The organism is Neptunomonas concharum, from assembly GCF_008630635.1.
In the GTDB taxonomy this organism is placed as follows: Bacteria; Pseudomonadota; Gammaproteobacteria; order Pseudomonadales; family Balneatricaceae; genus Neptunomonas; species Neptunomonas concharum.
Window position 1 is genome coordinate 383319 of sequence record NZ_CP043869.1, and the last position, 19892, is coordinate 403210.

14 protein-coding genes are annotated in these 19892 nt (G+C 47.6%); 7 read left to right on the forward strand and 7 right to left on the reverse strand.

The genetic code is table 11. From position 1 onward, the window contains the following. Positions 1–29 precede the first annotated feature (29 nt). Positions 30–1460, forward strand: coding sequence for an FAD-dependent oxidoreductase (locus F0U83_RS01790; RefSeq protein WP_138986240.1), 1431 nt, complete (start codon positions 30–32; stop codon positions 1458–1460). Positions 1461–1509: 49 nt separating this feature from the next. Here F0U83_RS01790 and F0U83_RS01795 read toward each other — a convergent pair whose 3' ends face one another. Further along, a complete protein-coding gene (locus F0U83_RS01795) occupies positions 1510–2658 on the reverse strand; it encodes an aminotransferase-like domain-containing protein (protein ID WP_170221698.1) in 1149 nt (382 codons plus the stop codon). Between the two features lie 103 nt (positions 2659–2761). Between F0U83_RS01795 and F0U83_RS01800 the strand changes: the two genes are divergently transcribed. Next, complete coding sequence (locus tag F0U83_RS01800) at positions 2762–3643, forward strand: AraC family transcriptional regulator (RefSeq protein ID WP_170221700.1); 882 nt, start codon at positions 2762–2764, stop codon at positions 3641–3643. Between the two features lie 40 nt (positions 3644–3683). On the opposite strand, the gene putP is transcribed toward F0U83_RS01800, so the two are convergent. The 3 genes from putP to putA form a co-directional block, all read right to left on the reverse strand. After that, on the reverse strand, positions 3684–5174 hold the full coding sequence (gene putP, locus F0U83_RS01805) for a sodium/proline symporter PutP (protein ID WP_138986243.1): 1491 nt from the start codon (positions 5172–5174) through the stop codon (positions 3684–3686). A gap of 116 nt (positions 5175–5290) precedes the next feature. Continuing rightward, on the reverse strand, positions 5291–5968 hold the full coding sequence (locus tag F0U83_RS01810; protein ID WP_138986244.1) for an aldehyde dehydrogenase family protein: 678 nt from the start codon (positions 5966–5968) through the stop codon (positions 5291–5293). Between the two features lie 16 nt (positions 5969–5984). After that, a complete protein-coding gene (gene putA, locus F0U83_RS01815) occupies positions 5985–9101 on the reverse strand; it encodes a bifunctional proline dehydrogenase/L-glutamate gamma-semialdehyde dehydrogenase PutA (protein ID WP_138986245.1) in 3117 nt (1038 codons plus the stop codon). 304 nt (positions 9102–9405) lie between these two features. Here putA and purE point away from each other — a divergent pair, with 304 nt between their 5' ends. Next, positions 9406–9897, forward strand: coding sequence for a 5-(carboxyamino)imidazole ribonucleotide mutase (gene purE, locus F0U83_RS01820; RefSeq protein ID WP_138986246.1), 492 nt, complete (start codon positions 9406–9408; stop codon positions 9895–9897). Further along, the gene (purK, locus tag F0U83_RS01825) at positions 9897–10970 is read left to right on the forward strand and encodes a 5-(carboxyamino)imidazole ribonucleotide synthase (protein ID WP_138986247.1); all 1074 of its coding nucleotides are present in this window, start codon (positions 9897–9899) and stop codon (positions 10968–10970) included. Before purE ends, purK begins: the two co-directional genes overlap by 1 nt. Before the next feature lie 83 nt (positions 10971–11053). Here purK and F0U83_RS01830 read toward each other — a convergent pair whose 3' ends face one another. Beyond that, the gene (locus F0U83_RS01830) at positions 11054–11818 is read right to left on the reverse strand and encodes a helix-turn-helix transcriptional regulator (protein ID WP_138986248.1); all 765 of its coding nucleotides are present in this window, start codon (positions 11816–11818) and stop codon (positions 11054–11056) included. Between the two features lie 190 nt (positions 11819–12008). On the opposite strand from F0U83_RS01830, the gene hemE reads away from it, so the two are divergent. Continuing rightward, positions 12009–13076: a uroporphyrinogen decarboxylase gene (gene hemE, locus F0U83_RS01835; RefSeq protein ID WP_138986678.1), complete on the forward strand. Its 1068-nt coding sequence runs from the start codon at positions 12009–12011 to the stop codon at positions 13074–13076. A gap of 63 nt (positions 13077–13139) precedes the next feature. Here the strand turns inward: hemE and F0U83_RS01840 are convergent, their stop codons facing one another. Continuing rightward, positions 13140–14414, reverse strand: coding sequence for an O-acetylhomoserine aminocarboxypropyltransferase/cysteine synthase family protein (locus F0U83_RS01840; RefSeq protein ID WP_138986249.1), 1275 nt, complete (start codon positions 14412–14414; stop codon positions 13140–13142). A 172-nt stretch (positions 14415–14586) separates the two neighbouring features. Here F0U83_RS01840 and radA point away from each other — a divergent pair, with 172 nt between their 5' ends. Next, positions 14587–15960 (forward strand): DNA repair protein RadA, encoded by a 1374-nt coding sequence (radA, locus tag F0U83_RS01845; protein ID WP_138986250.1) that lies wholly within the window; start codon positions 14587–14589, stop codon positions 15958–15960. A 15-nt stretch (positions 15961–15975) separates the two neighbouring features. On the opposite strand, the gene F0U83_RS17185 is transcribed toward radA, so the two are convergent. Then, on the reverse strand, positions 15976–16347 hold the full coding sequence (locus tag F0U83_RS17185; RefSeq protein WP_276469552.1) for a PilZ domain-containing protein: 372 nt from the start codon (positions 16345–16347) through the stop codon (positions 15976–15978). 136 nt (positions 16348–16483) lie between these two features. On the opposite strand from F0U83_RS17185, the gene F0U83_RS01855 reads away from it, so the two are divergent. Continuing rightward, positions 16484–19876, forward strand: coding sequence for a PAS domain S-box protein (locus F0U83_RS01855; protein WP_138986251.1), 3393 nt, complete (start codon positions 16484–16486; stop codon positions 19874–19876). The last annotated feature ends 16 nt before the right edge of the window (positions 19877–19892 follow it).

Below are 19892 nucleotides of genomic sequence, written 5' to 3' on the forward strand. Positions count from 1 at the left end.
TTTTCAGGCGCCCTAACGAGGTGGGGACCATGACTGAACGTCTTAACAACGATTTCCAGTTCCTCGACGTATCCCGAGAAGGCCCGAAAAAGGTCAAAGCGTCTGTTCGTAAAAAACAGTTCGCTGAAATTTATGAACCCTTTCCTAAAGAGAATGCGTGCGAACAGGCGCATCGCTGTTTAGATTGCGGTAACCCATATTGCTCATGGAAGTGCCCTGTGCACAACCATATTCCTGACTGGCTGCAGTTAGTGTCTGAGGGCAATATTATTCAGGCGGCAGAATTAAGCCATCAGACCAACTCTTTACCTGAAGTATGTGGCCGCGTTTGTCCACAGGATCGTTTATGTGAAGGCGCATGTACGCTGAATGATGGATTTGGTGCGGTGACCATTGGTTCGGTGGAGAAATATATCACCGATACGGCGTTTGCCATGGGGTGGCGACCAGATTTGTCTGATGTGCCTAAAACGGACAAAAAAGTTGCGATTATTGGCGCGGGCCCAGCGGGATTAGCGGCTGCTGATGTGCTTGTTCGTAATGGCGTAACGCCTGTGGTTTTTGATCGTAACCCTGAAATTGGCGGTTTGCTGACCTTTGGTATTCCTGAGTTTAAACTCGAAAAGAATGTCATGTCTCGTCGCCGTGAAATCTTCACTGACATGGGGGTGGAGTTCCGTCTTGAAACGGAAGTTGGCAAAGATATCTCCGTGCAAGACTTGATTGATCAGTACGATGCGGTCTTCTTGGGTATGGGAACGTATACCTATATGAAAGGTGGCTTCCCCGGTGAAGATCTTGAAGGTGTGTATGATGCACTGCCTTATCTGATTTCAAATGTTAATCACTGCCTTGGCTTTGAAAAAGACCCATCTGAATATATCAGCATGAAGGGTAAACAAGTGGTTGTTCTTGGTGGTGGCGATACGGCGATGGATTGTAACCGTACCTCTATTCGCCAAGAAGCGAAGCGTGTTACTTGTGCTTATCGTCGTGATGAAGCCAATATGCCAGGTTCTAAGCGTGAGGTTGAAAACGCACGTGAAGAGGGCGTGAAGTTCCTCTTTAACCGCCAGCCTGTGGAAGTTGTGGGTGAAAACGGCAAAGTGTCCGGCGTTAAAGTGGTCACAACGCAAATGGGTGAGCCAGACGAGAATGGTCGTCAGCGCGCAGAGGTTGTACCAGGCTCAGAAGAGGTGCTTGAAGCAGATGCAGTATTGGTTGCGTTTGGCTTCCGTCCTAGCCCTGCGCCTTGGTTTGCAGATTTCGGGATTGATCTGCATGAGGATGGACGTGTCATTGCACCTGAAAAACCACAGCTGGGTCGTCAGCCATTCCAGACCAGCAATGATAAAGTGTTTGCAGGTGGTGATATGGTGCGCGGATCTGATCTGGTGGTTACCGCTATTTGGGAAGGGCGCAAAGCCGCTGAAGGGATAATGGATTACTTGAAAGTGTAATTGTTTATCTCAGTAATACCAGAGGCCGCACTTGTGCGGCCTCTTTGTTTTATAGCATGTTAGCGGCATGAGTGAGTCGCTTAATACCTTCTTCAATCATACTGATTGAAGCATGGGTGAAATTTAGCCTCAGAGCCTCTGGTCCCTCATGTCCGCTGGGGTAAAATACATCGCCGGGGACGATCGCAACCCCGTTTTCTAATGAAGCTTTGGCTAAAGCGTGTGCGCTGATCCCATGTAACTCTCCCCATAGGAACATGCCCCCTACCGGGTCGGATAGGGAGATCCGATCTCCCAGTGTCTTGCGTAACATATGGGTCATTACTAAGCTCTTCTCTCTGTAATGGTGTACGAGTCGAGGTAAGTGTTCTTCAAGTAAGCCATCTGCTAGCAGGTGATACATCATTCGCTGAATAGGTAAGGTAGAGTGCAGGTCTGCCGCTTGCTTGAGTAAGATAAGTGGCTGTATACAAGTGGCCGCGCCTGCTGCATAGCCTATGCGCATACCGGGTGTCGCAACTTTAGAGAAAGACCCTAATCGAATAGTCGGCGCATCAGTGAGATCAGATACTTGAGCAATATGATCACCCTCATAACGTAATGCTCTATAGGGAGCATCCTCGATAAATAATGTGCTATAAGTATTAAGTAAGTGAGCAACCGCCTGACGCGTTTCTAAGCTCCAGCATCTGCCCGATGGATTATGAAAGTCGGGAACGGAATAAAAGAGTTTCGGGGTATGTTGCTGGAGTATTTGCTCTAATTGCTCGATATCAGGACCGGATATGGTCTGCGGCAGCGTAATGATGCTAGCCTCGGCTAACTCAAATACTTGTAGCGCACCAAGATAGCAGGGCGTTTCTACCAATACGGTATCGCCGGGATTTAGGTATGCTCTGGCAATCAAATCCAACGCCTGCTGCGAACCTGTCGTGATAATGACCTCAAGTGTGTCAGGTATCTGATGATTTTTGATCCATTCTCTAAGTTTTGGATCGCCCTGAGTTTCGCCATACTGAAAGCAGCGAGTATCGGCGAGCATTTTTGCAGCGGCATCTTGAAGTCTTTGCTTTGGAAAAAGGGATTCATCGGGTAAACCGCCTGCAAATGAGATCATGTCTGGTTGCTGAGTGGCATTGAGAATCTCACGGATATAAGACGGCGACATCTTCTGTGTACGTTGTGATAAAGTGATCATTATTATTGTCCTCCTCTGACCAGCATAACGAAGAGGCGGAAGTTGACGCTTTGTCATATGTGCTAAAAAAGTTGTCCAAATGTGCGATTTGAGGGAGTGTCAGGTGGACGCAGGAAAGTTACGACACCAAACGAGAATCAATGATGTGTTGTACCATATACACAGTGATATCAGCGCCCCTTTGAATGCTAAGGATCTGGCTAAAGTCGCGGCTTATTCTACCTATCATTTCCATCGTGTCTTTAAAGAGGTGACGGGGGAGAATTTAAATGACTATATTCGGCGTAGTCGATTGGAGCGAGCGGCTAACTTACTCATTTATGAGCCATCTTCCAATGTCTTAGAGGTGGCTTCACGCTGTGGCTTTCTCTCTCATGCTTCATTTACCCATGCCTTTAAAAAACAGTTTGGTTCATCACCAAGAGAATGGCGTAACGGTGGCTACTCTCACTACAAACAAGCCCACTCTGATGTGAAACGTCGGGATATCGAAGCGTTAGGAGAGGAGCTTAAATTACCCGCTGTTACCATACGCCATATAAAAGCGTGGCGCGTAGCGTATGTTAGGCACCAAGGGTACGATCGCTCTATATGTGAGGCTTGGGGGCTTTTGCAACAGTGGGCGCTTAAGCATTGTATTGATTTTCAGCGTGCGCAAATGTTGGGACTACATCCATCTAACCCCGATATCGTACCCTTAGATAGATGTCGTTACTTAGCCTGTATTGAAGTTGATGAGACAGTGTGGCGACAAGGTAAAGTGGGCGTAATGATGATCCCATCAGGAATGCATGCTGTTATAGAAGCGTCTGGGCGTTTAGGGGATTTGCTGCCCGTTTTACATGCTTTTTACCATCGTTGGTTACCGCAGAGCGGTTATCAGCTAGGTCAAACACCGGCGTACGCTATTTATCGACGCAATCAATTTCTTGATGAAAACGAGATATTTGAATTGGAGTATGCCGTCCCTATCGTTGCTGTTTAAAAAAAGGCCCCATCCTTGAGGCCTCTGGAGAAGTCTTTAATTACAGCTGATTTTTAAAGCGGTCAAAACGTGCTTGTACTGACGCTGATGGCTCAGTGGTTACCAAGCTGACGATGATAATGGCGATCGTGGCAAAGATAATGCCAGGTACGATTTCATAGATATCAAAAATTCCACCGCTCACTTGTTTCCACAGAACGACTGTAATGCCGCCAACGAGTACACCGGCCAACGCGCCTAAACGATTCATCCGTTTCCAATAAAGGCTTAATATCAGTGTTGGACCAAAGGCTGCACCAAAGCCTGCCCATGCATAGGAAACAAGGCCTAGAACAGAGCTTTCGGGGTTCATGGCGAGCATCAGTGCAACAACGGATAGGCCGATGACGGCAATACGTCCTACCATCACCACCTCTTGCTGAGAGGCATCTTTGCGGAAAACCTGTTTGTAAAAGTCTTCGGCCAGAGCAGATGAAGAAACCAAAAGTTGGGAGTCTGCTGTACTCATGATGGCAGCCAGAATGGCGGCAAGCAGGATACCAGCAACCACAGGGTGGAAAATTGCATTGACCAGCAACATGAAGATTTTTTCGCCGTCACCTAAGTTTCCGCCTAGCTGATTATCCACATAGATAATACCCACTAAGCCCACGAGCATGGCGCCAATCATTGCTAAGGCAGACCAAATTACGGCAATACGTCGTGCTGTCGGAATCTCTTCATTGCTCCGAATCGCAGCAAAACGTGCAAGAATATGAGGTTGTCCAAAGTAGCCTAAGCCCCAAGCCGCTAAGGAGATAATCGCGATAGCTGTTAGCGGCTCGCCTTTTGCATCATTCCATAGGGTCAGCAGTTCAGGGTTTTTTGCCTCCAAGGCGCTAAACATCGCACCAAAACCGCCCTCCGTTTGAATGGCAATAATAGGGACGATTAATAGTGCGGCTGCCATAAGCAAGCCCTGCACCAGATCCGTCCATGAAACCGCTAAGAAGCCGCCAAACAGGGTATAAGATACGACACAGACCGTACCTATAATTACCGCCCAGGTGTAATCAAGGCCGAAGACCGTTTCAAACAACTTCCCACCTGCAACCAGTCCTGAGCTTGTATAGAAAAGGAAGAAAAGCAAAATAAAGAACGCTGAAATAACTTGTAGCAGATTTGACTTATCTTCAAAGCGCTTAGCAAAAAACTCGGGTAATGTCAGGGCATCATCCGCTTCAATACTGTAAGTACGTAAGCGTTTAGCTACCAATAACCAGTTCAGCCACGTGCCCAGCAATAAACCGCCAGCCAGCCACAGCGATTCATAGCCTGCGGCAAAAGCGTAGCCTGGTAAACCGAGCAGTAGCCAGCCACTCATATCAGAGGCTCCAGCGGAAAGCGCTGCCGGCCAAGGTCCTAATGAGCGACCGCCAAGAAAATAATCAGATGAGTTGGATGTGCGTTTATATGCATAGACGCCGATGGCAAGCATCAAGCCTAAGTAGACGATAAAGGTGCCAATAATGGCGCCGTTGTTTTCAATCATACAGCATACCTCTTGCTTATTATTAGTCCGGTCGTGTGGGGTTAGGAGGCTCTCCACCAACCATAGGAAATAAAAAAGCGCCGAAGTACAGACTTACCTGGCGCCTTTTTAAAAGATTAGCCGTCGGTTTTCCCGCCAAGCTCTAGTAGCGTTGCGTTGCCACCTACGGCTGTTGTATTAATGGATAGTGTGCTCTCTGTCACGAAGCGCCAAGGGTAGTCTTGGCTGGTGATAAGGCTGAAGTTCAGAGGGTCGGTTTCTGATATCAGCTGGGCTAAGCACCCATCGCGATGGCTGATCTTGCGATTCAGCACTGACGCTGTAGCGCTGGAGCCAGAAAAAGCGTATCCCGCAAATGCTGGATGTGCTGCTAGTTGATCAGTATCAGCTTCAGTGATTTGTAATACGCCCTCAGGTAAGCCTGCTGTTTGTAGTGCTTGAGCTACATGTAACGCTAGTTCCCCAACCTGAATGATGGCCACATTGCCGGTGGCTAGCGCTGTAAACAGCTGTGCAATATATGCCGCTGAGGCTGCTGTTTCATCGCGCAAAACGGCGACTACCCCGCGACCTTCCCAATGTAGGCTGTTGGCTTCACCGGTGGGGCCGGGTAACAAGGTTTCATAGGGCATCTCCTTGGAGATACGCTCTAGTACCCATGTCGCTAAAGGGGAATCCAGTGAGGCTGCTGCGGCTTCAAGTATCGCAAGTCGAGATGCCAGAGTTCTATGGCTCCACTGCTCGTGAGCCTGAAGAGTCTTATCAATAGCAACGCTTAACGTTTCAGGTTTCATAATTAACTTCTCCAGCTCATACGTTATCTTGACGAACTTCTAAGGTAAAACGCTTCAAATAATGAGGACCACCTGCTTTAGGGCCTGTCCCTGATAAGCCTTGCCCGCCAAATGGCTGCACGCCCACAACCGCACCGACCTGATCGCGATTGATGTAGATGTTGCCTGCTCGAACGCGTCGGGCGATGTGCTGTGCAGTGGTCTCGTTACGCGTATGAACGCCTAGTGTTAAACCAAAGCCTGTGGCATTAATAGAATCGATCACCTTGTCTAGCTCGCTGGCTTTATAGCGAACAACATGCAAAATCGGGCCAAACTGTTCTTCGGTCAGCTGGTCAATGGATTGGATTTCAAACGCAGTGGGTGCCACGAATGTACCTTGATTAGCATGTTCTGGAAGCTCGCTTTGCGCGATGAGCTTGGCTTCTCGGCGCATACGCTCGATGTGGTTCAGCAGACCTTGTTGTGCCTGTTGATCGATGACTGGGCCAATATCTGTTTTGTGCAGAGTTGGGTCTCCAATGACTCTTTCCATCATGGCGCCACGTAGCATCGGAATAATACGATCGGCGACATCTTGTTGTACAAACAGTACGCGAAGTGCTGAACAGCGCTGCCCGGCTGAGGCAAATGCTGAGCGAATCACATCTCTGACTACCTGCTCGGGTAAGGAGGTTGAGTCGATGATCATGGCATTCTGACCGCCGGTTTCTGCAATAAAAGGTACGGGTTCGGCATCACGTGCCGACAATGCGCGGTTAATGAGGCGTGCCGTATCGGTTGAGCCTGTAAAGGCAACACCAGCAACTCGATTATCGGATGTCAGAGGAGCTCCTACCGTTGCGCCGTCGCCGGGTAAGAACTGAATAGCTCCAGCAGGCAGGCCCGCTTCCAGTAATAACTCAATCGCCCGAAAAGCGATCAAACTGGTTTGTTCTGCAGGCTTGGCGATGACGGTATTCCCGGCAGCTAATGCTGCGGTTACTTGACCAAGGAAAATCGCAAGAGGAAAGTTCCAAGGAGAGATACAAACAAACACTCCACGGCCCTGGCGCTGTAATTGCGCAGTGGTGCCATCATGTAGGGGGAGCTGAGTGATTTCTGACATCTCTTTTCGAGCTTGCACCGCATAGTAGCGACAGAAATCTACGGCTTCCCGGATTTCGTCAATGCTATCCTGAAGCGTTTTGCCTGCTTCGCGATGGCATAGAGCCATCAACTCGCCGTAGTTGGCTTCCAATAAATCGGCTAGTCTTTCTAAGATTTTTGCACGTTCATTTACGGGTGTGTCCCGCCAAAGAGGGAATGCCTGCTGTGCATTGGATAACGCTTGCTCTACTTCGGCTGTGCCTGCCCACTGGACTTGGCCAACCGCCTGATTGTGGTCGTAAGGCGCGACAACTGTTTCTACATTAGACGTTTCAAGGGTTTGGCCAGAGATGATTGGACCTGCTTTCCACTGATGTTCCATAAACGGGGTAATCAATGCCTTAAAATCCGACCATTCCTGTTCGATCTCAATATTAAAGCCTTGTGAGTTTTGACGCTCATTGCCAAATAGTTCCCAAGGTTTCGGAATATAGGGGTTGGCGAGTGACTGACGTGAAGACAATACCTCTGCTGGGTGTTGTACTAAATCACTGATAGGACAGCGCGCATCAACAAGGCGGTGTACAAAAGAGCTGTTTGCGCCATTTTCTAGTAGGCGACGAACTAAATAGGGAAGCAGGTCTTTATGGTTACCAACAGGCGCATAAATACGTACATTGACATCATGCTGATTGATAACGGTGTTGTAGAGGGCATCGCCCATGCCGTGTAGTCGTTGAAATTCGAACTCATCGTGCATGGCCATAGCAACAATTGCTGCAACAGTGTGTGCGTTGTGGCTGGCGAACTGAGGGTAAATATGACCCCGAACACCTTCGCTCAGAAGAAAGCGAGCGCAGGCTAAATAAGCGGTATCGGTTGCTTCTTTGCGCGTGTAAACGGGGTATCCCGAAAGCCCACGTTGTTGACAGTTTTTGATCTCACTATCCCAGTAAGCCCCTTTAACAAGGCGCAAAGGTATACGATCGCCCTGCTGTTTTGCTAATGCCGCCAGCCATACCAGTACAGGTAGTGCGCGCTTAGAGTATGCCTGTACAACTAGGCCAAACTCACCCCAGCCACGTAATTCTTCATGTTGATACAGCTGCTGAAAAAGTTGCAGAGATAGTTCTAGACGATCCGCTTCTTCTGCGTCGATGGTGACACCGACATTAAGGGATCTAGCTTTTTTTAACAGCTGTAATACGGTTTCTGACATCTCCCCAAGAACACGATCCATCTGCCCTACTTCATAACGGGGGTGTAATGCGGAGAGTTTGATAGATATGGTAGGTCGAGGGGATGAACCTGTGTAAGAGTCTTTGCCGACCGCTTCAATCGCATTGATATAGTCATTGAAGTACTTGCTGGCATCGCTTGATGTTAAGGCTGCTTCTCCCAGCATATCGAATGAGTAGGTATAGCCTTTTTCTCTGAAGTCGCGACCTCGCTTTAAAGCTTCTTTGATATTACGGCCTAAAACAAACTGATGTCCCATAATTTTCATCGCTTGATTCATCACTTTGCGAATCACTGGCTCAGACAGTTTGTTGACTAAGCGATTGATGACATTTGAGGGGGCACCATCCTCATTTTCATCCATCGTGACCACTTTGCCTGTCAGCAACAGCCCCCAGGTTGAAGCATTGACAAAAAGGGAGTCAGAGTTACTTAAGTGCGTTTTCCAGTCGGCAACAGATAGCTTGTCACGAATCAGTGCATCTGCCGTATCAGCATCCGGTATGCGCATGAGCGCTTCTGCCAGACACATCAAGAGAATTCCCTCTTTTGTATCCAGACTATATTCCAGCAGCAGTGCATCAATCATATGGATAGCACCATCATCTGCGCGCACTTGCTCTATCAGTTGGGTTGCACCTTGAGTAATGCGGGCATGTTCAGCATTATCGGGAGCGGCGAGAGGTAGTAATTCCTTGAGCCATGTGTCTTCATCAATGGCATACAAAGGCGAGATCAGCTGCCATAAAGATGATAGCGGCAGATCAGTAAAGCCGGGGGAAAGAACGTCTGTGGCTTTGAACATTATAATGCTCCCTAAACACTCGGACGGTAGCGTTGCCGTCACTCGGATAACGTGAATGTGTCACTTTAGGGACAATCAGCGGTTTTCGTCTTGCTAAATTCTCGGATTCTTTTGTTTAAACCTCTGAACTCGCCCAAAAAAGCGGCATTTAATCGGTTTAGTCTCTATAAATGTGTGTTGGGTTCTGGGAAAAATCCAGTTTTTTTAGCGATCAATGGTGAGTAATTTGCTATTATTCGCTTTTACGGCGTTAACCGAAGTTAGTGCCATTTAATACAGTCAGAGTTAAGTCGGACCTAGTTATATGCAACCGAAAGTCGCCATCATCATGGGATCCAAGAGTGATTGGGAAACCATGCAGCCTGCAACTGAAATCTTAGATCAGTTGAATGTTTCCTATCATGTAGAGGTGGTTTCAGCCCATCGCACACCCGATAAGCTGTTTTCCTTTTCCTCGGAAGCGGCAGAGAAGGGTTATCATGTAATTATCGCTGGAGCGGGTGGCGCTGCGCATTTGCCAGGTATGGTGGCATCAAAAACACGTTTGCCGGTTCTAGGTGTGCCTGTACAAAGCCGTGCATTAAATGGCATGGATAGTTTGTTGTCGATTGTACAAATGCCAAAGGGTATTGCCGTAGGTACTTTGGCAATTGGTGCAGCCGGTGCGTTTAATGCGGGTCTAATGGCTGCACAGATTTTAGCGACTACTGATGCTGAACTGGCACAACGAATAGACGCGTTCCGTCAAGCTCAGACGGATACGATTTTGGAAAATCCTGATCCTCGAGAAGCATAATGGGTAAAGTGTGGGTTCTGGGTGCCGGGCAACTCGGTGCCATGATGCGTCATGCGGCGATGCCGTTAAGTATTGAAGTTCAGCCGGTTGATTTTAACCAGTCCCAAGAGGTGGTATTGGCTGAAGAAGATGTAGTCACGGCAGAGATTGAGTTATGGCCTGAAACGCCAGCAACGCAAACATTGGCAGCGCATCCGAATTTTGCCAATAAAGCGGTATTTCCACGTTTAGCTGATCGATACACGCAAAAGCAGCTGCTTGATGAGCTCAATATTGCCACGGCTCCTTGGCAACTGGTTTGCGAGAAAACAGAATCTGAATCGCTATTTTCCGCTTTAGGCGATACGGTTTTGTTAAAGCGCCGTACGGGTGGGTATGATGGCCGTGGTCAATTTTGGCTGAAGCAAGCAGAAGCGACGGCTGTTCCTGAGGGTTGGCACAATGAAGCGATTGCCGAGAAGAAGATCCCTTTTGATGAGGAGGTCTCGATCGTTGGTGTGCGCGACCGAGAAGGCAATATGTTCTTCTATCCTCTGACCTTGAATTTGCATGTCAACGGCATATTGATGGCTTCTATTGCGCCTTTGGAACGTTTAGGTAAGCTGCAAAAAGAAGCCGAAGGTATGCTTAGAAAACTACTTAGTTCACTGGATTATGTGGGTGTTATGGCAATGGAGTGCTTCCGTGTAGGTGATCATCTTATGGTGAATGAGCTTGCGCCTCGCGTCCATAATAGTGGTCATTGGACACAAGCAGGTACGAGTATCAGCCAATTTGAGTACCATGTGCGTGCTGTTGCGGGGCTGCCCTTAGCGAATGCTGTGGTTAAAGGCCAGTCGGTGATGATTAACTTGATTGGTGTAGCTCGTGATAACCGCTGGATTGGAGTCGATGCAGCTGAACTCTATTGGTATGGTAAAGAGGTGCGAGAAGGCCGCAAGGTAGGGCATATCAATCTGACCCAGCCTAGCTTATCTGCTCTTAATAGTGCGTTGGGAAAGTTAAAGCCCATGTTCCCCGAGCCTTATCCACAAGTATTTGAGTGGGTTGAGAAGAACCTGCCTGTCTCTTGAAGTCTGCTCTAGATTTCTTCCTGAAGCGTTTCTCTTTGAGAAGCGCTTTTTTGTTTCAAGGTCTGATAGTTATATGTGACGGTTTAGTGCTCTCGCGAAGTTTTACGACAGCGTGATGGTGTTATTCCAAAATGGTTTCTAAAAGCATGAGTGAAGGCACTTTGGCTGCTAAATCCACAATGTTCTGCAGTCTGCAAAATCGTCCAGCCTTGAGCAAGCTTATTTCTCGCCTCGGATAAACGTTTTTGTAAGACATATTGATGAGGGGTAAGGTTTGTTATCTCTTTAAAGCGAGCGTGGAAGTGACTGGGGCTCATGAACGTGACCCCCGCCAGTTCTTGTACGGATAAACGCCGATGTAGATTTAGCTGTATATACTGATCGATCGCTGCTTGGTCGATCGCGCCAAGATAGCGCCGCTTGGGTGCTAGGTTCATATGATTCTGCATTGATAGCAACAGGGTATGGCCACAGGCTTGAAGTAAAGGAGAATTCGCAGGCGTTTGCCTGATCTCTCGGCTAATCGCTTGCAGTAACACTTGGCGTTGACTATCTAATGTGAAATACGTCGCTTGTTCAAATAGGCGGGCGATCTCCGTTTTTAAAGGTGGCGGTGCGATGTTCTCCGTAGGAATATTAATAACTACGATCTGGTTGTCGCCAACACCACAAAACGCATGGTCGGTGCTTGAGGGGACCAAACATCCTTGTCCTAGACTGACATGCGCACCTCGCCCCTGAATGTCAAATTCAGTATTACCTTCCAGACCAAACACCAACTGGTGGTATTCATGATCGTGATGGTTAGCCGTATCGGGCAGTGTTAGGAGTTCGGTAGTCGTGACCATATCTATTTTTATTAGGTGCCGTACAAGTGCTGATTGATTATTGTACAGGATAATTCTGCGTGCTCCATCTGAAATAACTTCATATGAATCTCCTCTCTGTTGATCTGTATGGGCTTTTTTAAGGGCAATTTTGCCAAGAAGTCGGTAGAATACGCACCAATTTATGAATTAAAAGATGGCTGATAGAAACATGGCTGAATTAAAGAACGACCGCTTTTTACGCGCACTAATGCGTGAACCTGTAGATGTAACGCCAGTATGGATGATGCGCCAGGCCGGACGATACTTGCCAGAATATCGGGCTACGCGTGCCCAAGCGGGTGATTTTCTGAGTTTATGTAAAAACCGAGAGTTAGCGTGTGAAGTAACGATTCAGCCGTTGGAGCGTTTTGATCTTGATGCTGCAATTCTGTTTTCAGATATTCTGACCATACCGGATGCGATGGACTTAGGTCTCTATTTTGAGCAAGGTGAAGGGCCACGCTTTAAGAAAATTATCCGTACCGAAAAAGATGTTGCGGATCTTAAAGTACCGGATGCGGCTACGGATCTGGATTATGTAATGAATGCAGTGACTGAAATCCGCGGTGCTCTAAATGGTCGTGTGCCTTTGATTGGCTTCTCTGGCAGCCCTTGGACACTGGCGACTTACATGGTAGAGGGTGGTTCGTCAAAAGATTTCCGACACATTAAACAGATGATGTTTGCGACGCCTGATGTACTACATGTTTTGTTGGATAAGTTGGCTCAGTCTGTTACGGATTACCTCAATGAGCAGATCCGTTGTGGTGCCCAGGCTGTACAAATTTTTGATACTTGGGGTGGTGTGTTAAGCCGCGAAATGTATCAAGCGTTTTCATTAGACTACATGCGCAAAATCATCTCAGGTTTAATTCGAGAGCATGATGGACGTAAAGTGCCGGTTATTATGTTCACAAAGAACGGTGGGCAATGGTTGGAAGTGATGGCTGATGCCGGCGCTGATGCACTTGGGGTGGACTGGACAACGGATTTAGGTGATGCTCGTCGCCGTGTAGGCGAACGCGTCGCTCTGCAAGGTAATATGGATCCTTCTGTGCTATATGCGCCTGCGGCACGAATTCGTGAAGAAGTAGCAAATTTGCTTGAGAAGTTTGGTACCGGTAATGGGCATGTCTTTAACTTAGGTCACGGTATACATCAGTTTGCCGATCCAGAGCATGCGAAAGTCTTTGTGGATGCTGTTCATGAGCTAAGTGCTAAGTACCACGCAGGGTAGATACAGCACTCAGTTTCTTTAAAAGGATTCGCCGCAACTTCGCCGCGAATCCTTTTGTCAAAGCTAGCAGGTTGCAGCTAAGGCTTGCTCAAGATCGGCTAACAGATCATCAATGTGCTCGATGCCAATGGATAGGCGAACCATCTCTGGAGCGACACCTGCAGATTTGAGCTCTTCATCATTGAGCTGGCGGTGTGTTGTTTCCGCTGGGATCGAAGCCAGTGACTTACAGTCACCGATATTCACCAGTCGTAAGAAGATGTTCAAAGCATCGTAGAATTTACGCGTCGCTTCACGACCACCCTTAACCCCAAAGCTTAAAATGCCAGAGGCTTGACCGTTCATGTATCTCTTCGCAAGTGCATGGTCTTTATGGCTTGCAAGGCCTGCGTAGTTTACCCACTCAACCTGCTCATGTTTTTCAAGGAACTCAGCCACCTTCTGTGTGTTGCTGTTAACACGTTCCATGCGTAGAGCGAGCGTTTCTAAGCCCTGCAGGATAAGAAATGCGTTCATAGGAGACAGGGCTGCACCCATATTACGTAATGGTACAACACGTGCTCGGCCAATAAACGCAGCAGGTCCAAACGCTTCGGTATAGACTACGCCATGATAAGAAACATCCGGTGTGTTCAGGAGCGGGAAGCGTTCTTTGTTATCAGCCCATGGGAATTTGCCAGAATCAACGATCACCCCAGCAATAGAGTTACCGTGGCCACCCATGTATTTTGTCGCTGCGTGTACAACAATGTCAGCACCTTGCTCGATCGGGCGCCACATCAGTGGGCTAGGCACGGTATTATCGACAATCAATGGTACGCCGTGGCGGTGCGCAATCTCGGCGAGTTTTTCAATATCGGCGATACCGCCAGAAGGGTTGCCCACCGATTCGCAGTAAACCCCTTTGGTTTTTTCGTCAATGAGTGCTTCGATTGCTGCAAAGTCATCTTTGTTGGCAAAGCGAACTTCAATGCCTTGGCGCGGTAACGTATGAGCGAATAAGTTGTAGGTACCACCGTAAAGCTCACTGGTGGAGACGATGTTATCGCCAACTTCGGCAATTGTCTGGATCGTGTAAGTGATAGCTGACATACCTGATGCAACCGCCAACGCGGCAACGCCACCCTCTAACTCAGCAACGCGCTTTTCCAGTACGTCGGTCGTTGGGTTCATAATGCGAGTGTAGATATTGCCAGCGACTTTTAGGTCAAATAGGTCTGCACCGTGTTGTGCGTCGTCAAATGCGTAAGATGTGGTTTGGTATACAGGCACCGCAACCGCTTTGGTGGTTGGGTCTGGTGTGTAGCCGCCGTGAACGGCAATGGTTTCCAGCTTCATGTAACTCTCCTAGGAACAACGCTTTGCGAGCGAACTCATTATGGTTGGTGTTATTAGATCGACATAGATTGTAAAGGTTATCCCTAGCAAATAAATAGACAAACGACTAAAGCTTTATGAGAAGTGTGCAGGTTAGGTAGAATGCCACTCATCTTTAACGAGGGAGAGTCTCATGGCGAAAGCTAAAACCGCCTATGTATGTACAGAGTGTGGCGCTGATTATACTAAGTGGCAGGGGCAATGTAGTGCTTGCCAAGCGTGGAATACGCTGACAGAGATGAGGCTCTCTTCCTCGGCATCATCGGGCCCTGCCGCTCGTCCTCGCTTTGATGGCTATGCAGGCCAAACCAGCCAGCGGGTTATGAGTCTTTCTGACGTTGATCTGAAGGATATGCCAAGATTAACGACCGGTACGCAAGAGCTGGATCGGGTATTGGGCGGTGGCTTAGTGCCCGGCTCGGCTATTCTCATTGGAGGACATCCCGGGGCCGGTAAGAGTACCTTGTTATTACAAATTATGTGTTACCTTGCGGCACAGCTCCCAGCACTTTATGTAACAGGCGAGGAGTCGCTGCAACAGGTGGCGATGCGAGCTCACCGCCTAGGTTTAAAAGCTGATCAGTTAAAAATGCTATCAGAAACGAGCGTGGAAGCCGTATGCCAGGTGGCAGCTGAGTTAAAACCTAAGGTGATCGTCATCGACTCGATTCAAGTGATGCATATGGCGGAAATTCAGTCGGCCCCAGGTTCAGTTGCACAAGTGAGAGAGTCTGCTGCTGATTTAACGCGTTATGCCAAGCAAACTGGGACAGTGCTGTTCTTGGTGGGGCATGTTACAAAGGATGGTACTTTAGCAGGGCCTAAGGTACTAGAACATATGATTGACTGCTCTCTCCAATTGGAAGGTTCTTCTGATAGCCGTTTCAGAACCTTGCGCTCCCACAAAAACCGCTTTGGCGCCGTTAATGAACTCGGTGTATTTGCGATGCTGGAAAACGGTTTGAAAGAGGTCAAAAATCCAAGTTCAATCTTTCTTAACCGAGGCGAAACCCCCAGTCCTGGCAGCGTCGTGATGGTGGTATGGGAGGGGACTCGGCCGCTCTTGGTAGAGATTCAGGCGCTGGTGGATCAGTCTCATATGAATAACCCTCGCAGAGTGGCGGTCGGTATGGATCACAATCGTTTGGCGATGCTGCTAGCGGTTTTGCATCGTCACGGAGGGTTGCATACGGGGGATCAGGATGTGTTTGTCAACGTGGTTGGTGGGGTCAAGGTATTGGAAACCAGTGGAGATCTGGCGCTTTTATTGGCGGTTGTTTCCAGTTTTCGCGATCGAGCACTGCCACAGGACTTGATGGTGTTTGGAGAAGTGGGCCTGTCGGGTGAAATTCGCCCTGTGCCAAACGGGCAAGAGCGTATTCGAGAAGCTGCCAAGCATGGATTCAAGCGAGCGATTGTCCCAAAAGGCAATGTGCCCAAAGAACCACTGAAAGGGATGGAAATAGTGGGTGTTAGCCAGCTCGGTGAAGCGATAGATGCGCTTTAGTAATCAATAACGTTACTACTGATCAAACAGGTGGTCCAGCTCCCGATCTAGGAGATCAGGATCACCTAGGTTGAGCTCTACCAAGCGTTTTAAATGGGTCATGCTGTTTAGTTCCATATTTTGTGCCTGGAAGCCTACGTGCGACCCCTCTTTGTGGTTAAGTACAACGGGCATCTCAATACACGCTTCGCCTTCATCCAATTGAATGATTAATTGTGCCTCAGCGCCTTTTTCTAAGGGGAGAGGTTCAGTCGTCTCGGCTAAAGCACCCTTGAAGCAAATATCTACAAGCCTAACCTTCCATTCATCTGAAAGTGTTTTAAGCGTGCAATCTGCATCAAAATGAATGCGAGTAAAGCGTCGACGTTCTTGAGATATTTCATCCACAAACCATCTCCTTCATTGTTATTGGATAGAGAAAGCATTTAAAGTTGGCAGCGTGGGTTAAGTATAGTGCTGTTTTGTGGTTTCGCTACTATCTCGACTACACTGAATAAAAAACAAAATTAGCGAATGGATTGCGATGGATAGCTTTGCAGGTCTGCTGAATAATGCGGTGTTGTTGTTAGCCTTAGGTGTTGTTTATGACTCTCTGGGTTTTGACCAGATTGAGAGGCGCCTTTATAGAAAGCTCGCAACGGGCTTAATTGTCGGCATCATTGGTATAGCCGTGATGTTAACTCCTTGGGAACTGCTTCCGGGTGTTTTCTTTGATACGCGCTGGGTGCTGATCAGCTTATGCGCCCTCTACTTCGGTTTTGTGCCCACTCTTATCGCTGTGTTGATGACAGTGGCCTTGCGCTTATATCAAGGTGGCGCTGGGATATATGTGGGCTCGTGGGTCATTATATCCAGCGCGATAATTGGCCTGCTATGGCGGTATTGGAGCCGAAAAACTCATACATCCATGGGGTGGGGGTGGCTTTGGCTGATGGGGCTAACGGTTCAAATTAACGTGTTATGCAGTATGTACTTCATGCCGGAAGGGATGCGCATGACAATCTTTATGGCGTTAGTTGCTCCTCTGCTCATCTTGTTTCCCTTAGGTACTATGCTGTTGGGGGTGATGCTGCAGCGTCAAAAAGAACGGCGCCGTCATGATGCTGAGTTGTTAGATCATAAAATGATGCTGGACAGGGAGCGGGGGCTATTAAAAGAGCTGCTAAACGGTATTCCTGATCTTATCTTCTACAAAACCAAGAAAGGGGTATATCTAGGCTGCAATCATGCCTTTGAAACCTTTGTTGGCTTGAAAGAACCGGAAATTGTGGGCAAAACAGACTTCGATCTTTTTGAGCAAGATGTGGCTGCATTTTTTCGTGACAAAGATAAACAAATGTTGGAACGACAAAAAGCCACTACAAATGAAGAGTGGGTCGTTTATCCTGATGGTCAGAAAGTACTCTTAGAAACACTCAAAACCCCATTTTTTGGCAAGAGCGGTACATTGTATGGTTTGGTTGGTATTAGCCGAAATATAACAAACCGCTATGAAGCCGATGCTAGGCTGCGCCGTAGTGAAAATATCTATAGAAATGTGCTCAGTACCGCTTTAGATGGTTTTTGGATCGCATCTTCTGACGGCGTTATCTTAGATGCCAATAAGGCGTATGTTGAGATGTCTGGGTACGCTTTATACGAACTACAGGGGATGGAAATCCATCAATTAGACGCACTAGAGAGTCAAAAATTATCCAAAGAGCATATCGAGCAAGTCATTAAAGAGCGTGGACAACGTTTTGTGAGTGCGCATCGCCGCAAAGATGGCTCTGTTTTTGATGTTGAAATTAATGTCTCCTATTGGCCTGAAGAAGGGGGGCGCTTTTTTGTCTTTATTAAAGATATAACGGAGCAGCAACTCTCAGAGCAGCGTTTGCTTAAAAGCGAAGCAAGATTTCGTCATATTTTTGAGAACATGCCTGCCATTGCCGTTCAGGGTTATAACAATAAACGTGAAGTGATTTTTTGGAACAGCGCCAGTGAGCAGCTATACGGTTACAAATCTAAAGAAGCGCTTGGCAACAAGCTGGAAGATCTGATTATACCGGAGTCTATAAGAGACAATGTTATTCGTGAAGTTAGTCACTGGGTAGAAGGTGGATCTGTCCCACCTGCATCCGAAATGGTCTTACAGCGTGCTGATGGTTCGCCAATCCCGGTATTTTCCAGTCATATCATGGTGTCAGGTGTTCAAGGCGAACCTGAAATGTATTGCATTGATATGGACTTAACTTCTCAAAAGCAAGCGGAGCAGCGTATTCGTACATTGTCGCAAGCGTTAGAGCAAAGCCCTGTATCTGTTATCTTGACGGACACAGAAGGGACGATTGTCTATGTAAATGGCACGTTCGAGCGCGTAACTGGCTACACCAGTGAGGAGGTTATTGGTAAAACGTCAAGAATCCTTAAATCGGGCCATACATCGCCTGTAAAATATCAACAGTTATGGGCCTCTTTAACATCAGGTGAAGCGTGGGAAGGTGAGTTCCAAAATAGCAAAAAGAATGGTGAGATTTTCTGGGAGTATGCACATATAGCTCCTGTCAAAAATGATCAGGGTGCGATCGAGCACTACTTGGCGGTTAAACAAGATATCACCGAGCAAAAAGCTCAAGAAGAGAAAATTCTTTATCAAGCGCACTTTGACAGTTTGACGCGTTTACCCAATCGTTTTTTATCATTAGATCGTTTAACCCAAATGATAAAAGAGTCTCGTCGAAGCGGCCAGAAGGTTGCGGTGATGTTTCTTGATCTTGATGACTTTAAGAAAGTGAATGATTCGCTTGGTCATGAAGTGGGTGATGCTCTTTTGGAAGAGGCGGCAATTCGCTTGAGATCCACGGTTAGAGATGATGATGTTGTAGGACGTTTAGGAGGCGACGAGTTTATTGTTTTACTAGGTCAATTGGATGACGACTCAGTTGTTGGAACAGTTTGTGCGAAATTATTAGACAGTTTTAGAGCGCCTTTTAAAGTGAATAACCGTGAGTTAGTTTCTACCGTGAGTATCGGTGTCTCAATCTACCCAACGGATGGTGAATTACCTGCTGAGCTTCTCCGTCAGGCGGATGCGGCTATGTATCATTCAAAAGAGCAGGGCCGAAACACGTACAACTTTTATACCGCAAGAATGAATGAGGATGTCGCTCATCGGTTATTGATCGAAGAGCAGCTTAGAGGAGCACTGTCGCGCAATGAGCTGAGTGTGCATTATCAGCCGCTTGTCGCACTAGATAGCCGCTCTCTTGTGGGGGCTGAAGCGTTACTACGATGGAATAACCCGGTTCTCGGCTCAATCAGTCCTGAAGAGTTTATTCCGATTGCTGAAAAAACTGGCATTATTGTGAGCATAGGTCGGTTTGTTTTGCAAAAAGCCTTGCAGCAGAATGCAGATTGGAAAAGGCGCTATAACACACCGTTGCGAATAGCAGTTAATTTGTCCCCCAGACAGTTTCGTGACGACGGCTTGCTGCCTTATATCAAGCAAGTACTGGATGAGACGGGGCTATCACCTGAGCATGTTGAGCTTGAGATAACGGAAGGTGTTTTGATGAGTGGGCACACGTTGATTGATCAGGCTCTGGAGTCACTGAATAAAATGGGCATAGGCATATCCATGGATGACTTCGGTACAGGCTATTCTTCTCTAAGTTACCTGCGTAGCTATCCATTTGATACGCTAAAAGTGGACAAAAGCTTTATTCAGGATATTACCGTTGATCCCGCTGATCTAGAATTGGTTGGGGCTGCTGTTGCTATGGGGCAAGGGCTTGGACTGAAGGTAATAGCAGAAGGGGTAGAGACAGAGGCGCAGTATCAATTGCTGGCAACATTAGGCTGTGATTATGGTCAGGGATATCTGTTTGGTAAGCCAGTGGATGCTGAGATATTTGAAACAACTTACCTGAGGCATTAAAAGCTACCCTCGGTCG

What these genes read in the sequence shown, in the direction of transcription:
- F0U83_RS01790 (WP_138986240.1), top strand. Translation starts at nt 30, where the DNA reads ATGACTGAACGTCTTAACAACGATTTCCAGTTCCTCGACGTATCCCGA.
- F0U83_RS01795 (WP_170221698.1), bottom strand. Translation starts at nt 2,658, where the DNA reads ATGATCACTTTATCACAACGTACACAGAAGATGTCGCCGTCTTATATC.
- putP (WP_138986243.1), bottom strand. Translation starts at nt 5,174, where the DNA reads ATGATTGAAAACAACGGCGCCATTATTGGCACCTTTATCGTCTACTTA.
- F0U83_RS01810 (WP_138986244.1), bottom strand. Translation starts at nt 5,968, where the DNA reads ATGAAACCTGAAACGTTAAGCGTTGCTATTGATAAGACTCTTCAGGCT.
- putA (WP_138986245.1), bottom strand. Translation starts at nt 9,101, where the DNA reads ATGTTCAAAGCCACAGACGTTCTTTCCCCCGGCTTTACTGATCTGCCG.
- purE (WP_138986246.1), top strand. Translation starts at nt 9,406, where the DNA reads ATGCAACCGAAAGTCGCCATCATCATGGGATCCAAGAGTGATTGGGAA.
- purK (WP_138986247.1), top strand. Translation starts at nt 9,897, where the DNA reads ATGGGTAAAGTGTGGGTTCTGGGTGCCGGGCAACTCGGTGCCATGATG.
- F0U83_RS01830 (WP_138986248.1), bottom strand. Translation starts at nt 11,818, where the DNA reads ATGGTCACGACTACCGAACTCCTAACACTGCCCGATACGGCTAACCAT.
- hemE (WP_138986678.1), top strand. Translation starts at nt 12,009, where the DNA reads ATGGCTGAATTAAAGAACGACCGCTTTTTACGCGCACTAATGCGTGAA.
- F0U83_RS01840 (WP_138986249.1), bottom strand. Translation starts at nt 14,414, where the DNA reads ATGAAGCTGGAAACCATTGCCGTTCACGGCGGCTACACACCAGACCCA.
- radA (WP_138986250.1), top strand. Translation starts at nt 14,587, where the DNA reads ATGGCGAAAGCTAAAACCGCCTATGTATGTACAGAGTGTGGCGCTGAT.
- F0U83_RS01855 (WP_138986251.1), top strand. Translation starts at nt 16,484, where the DNA reads ATGGATAGCTTTGCAGGTCTGCTGAATAATGCGGTGTTGTTGTTAGCC.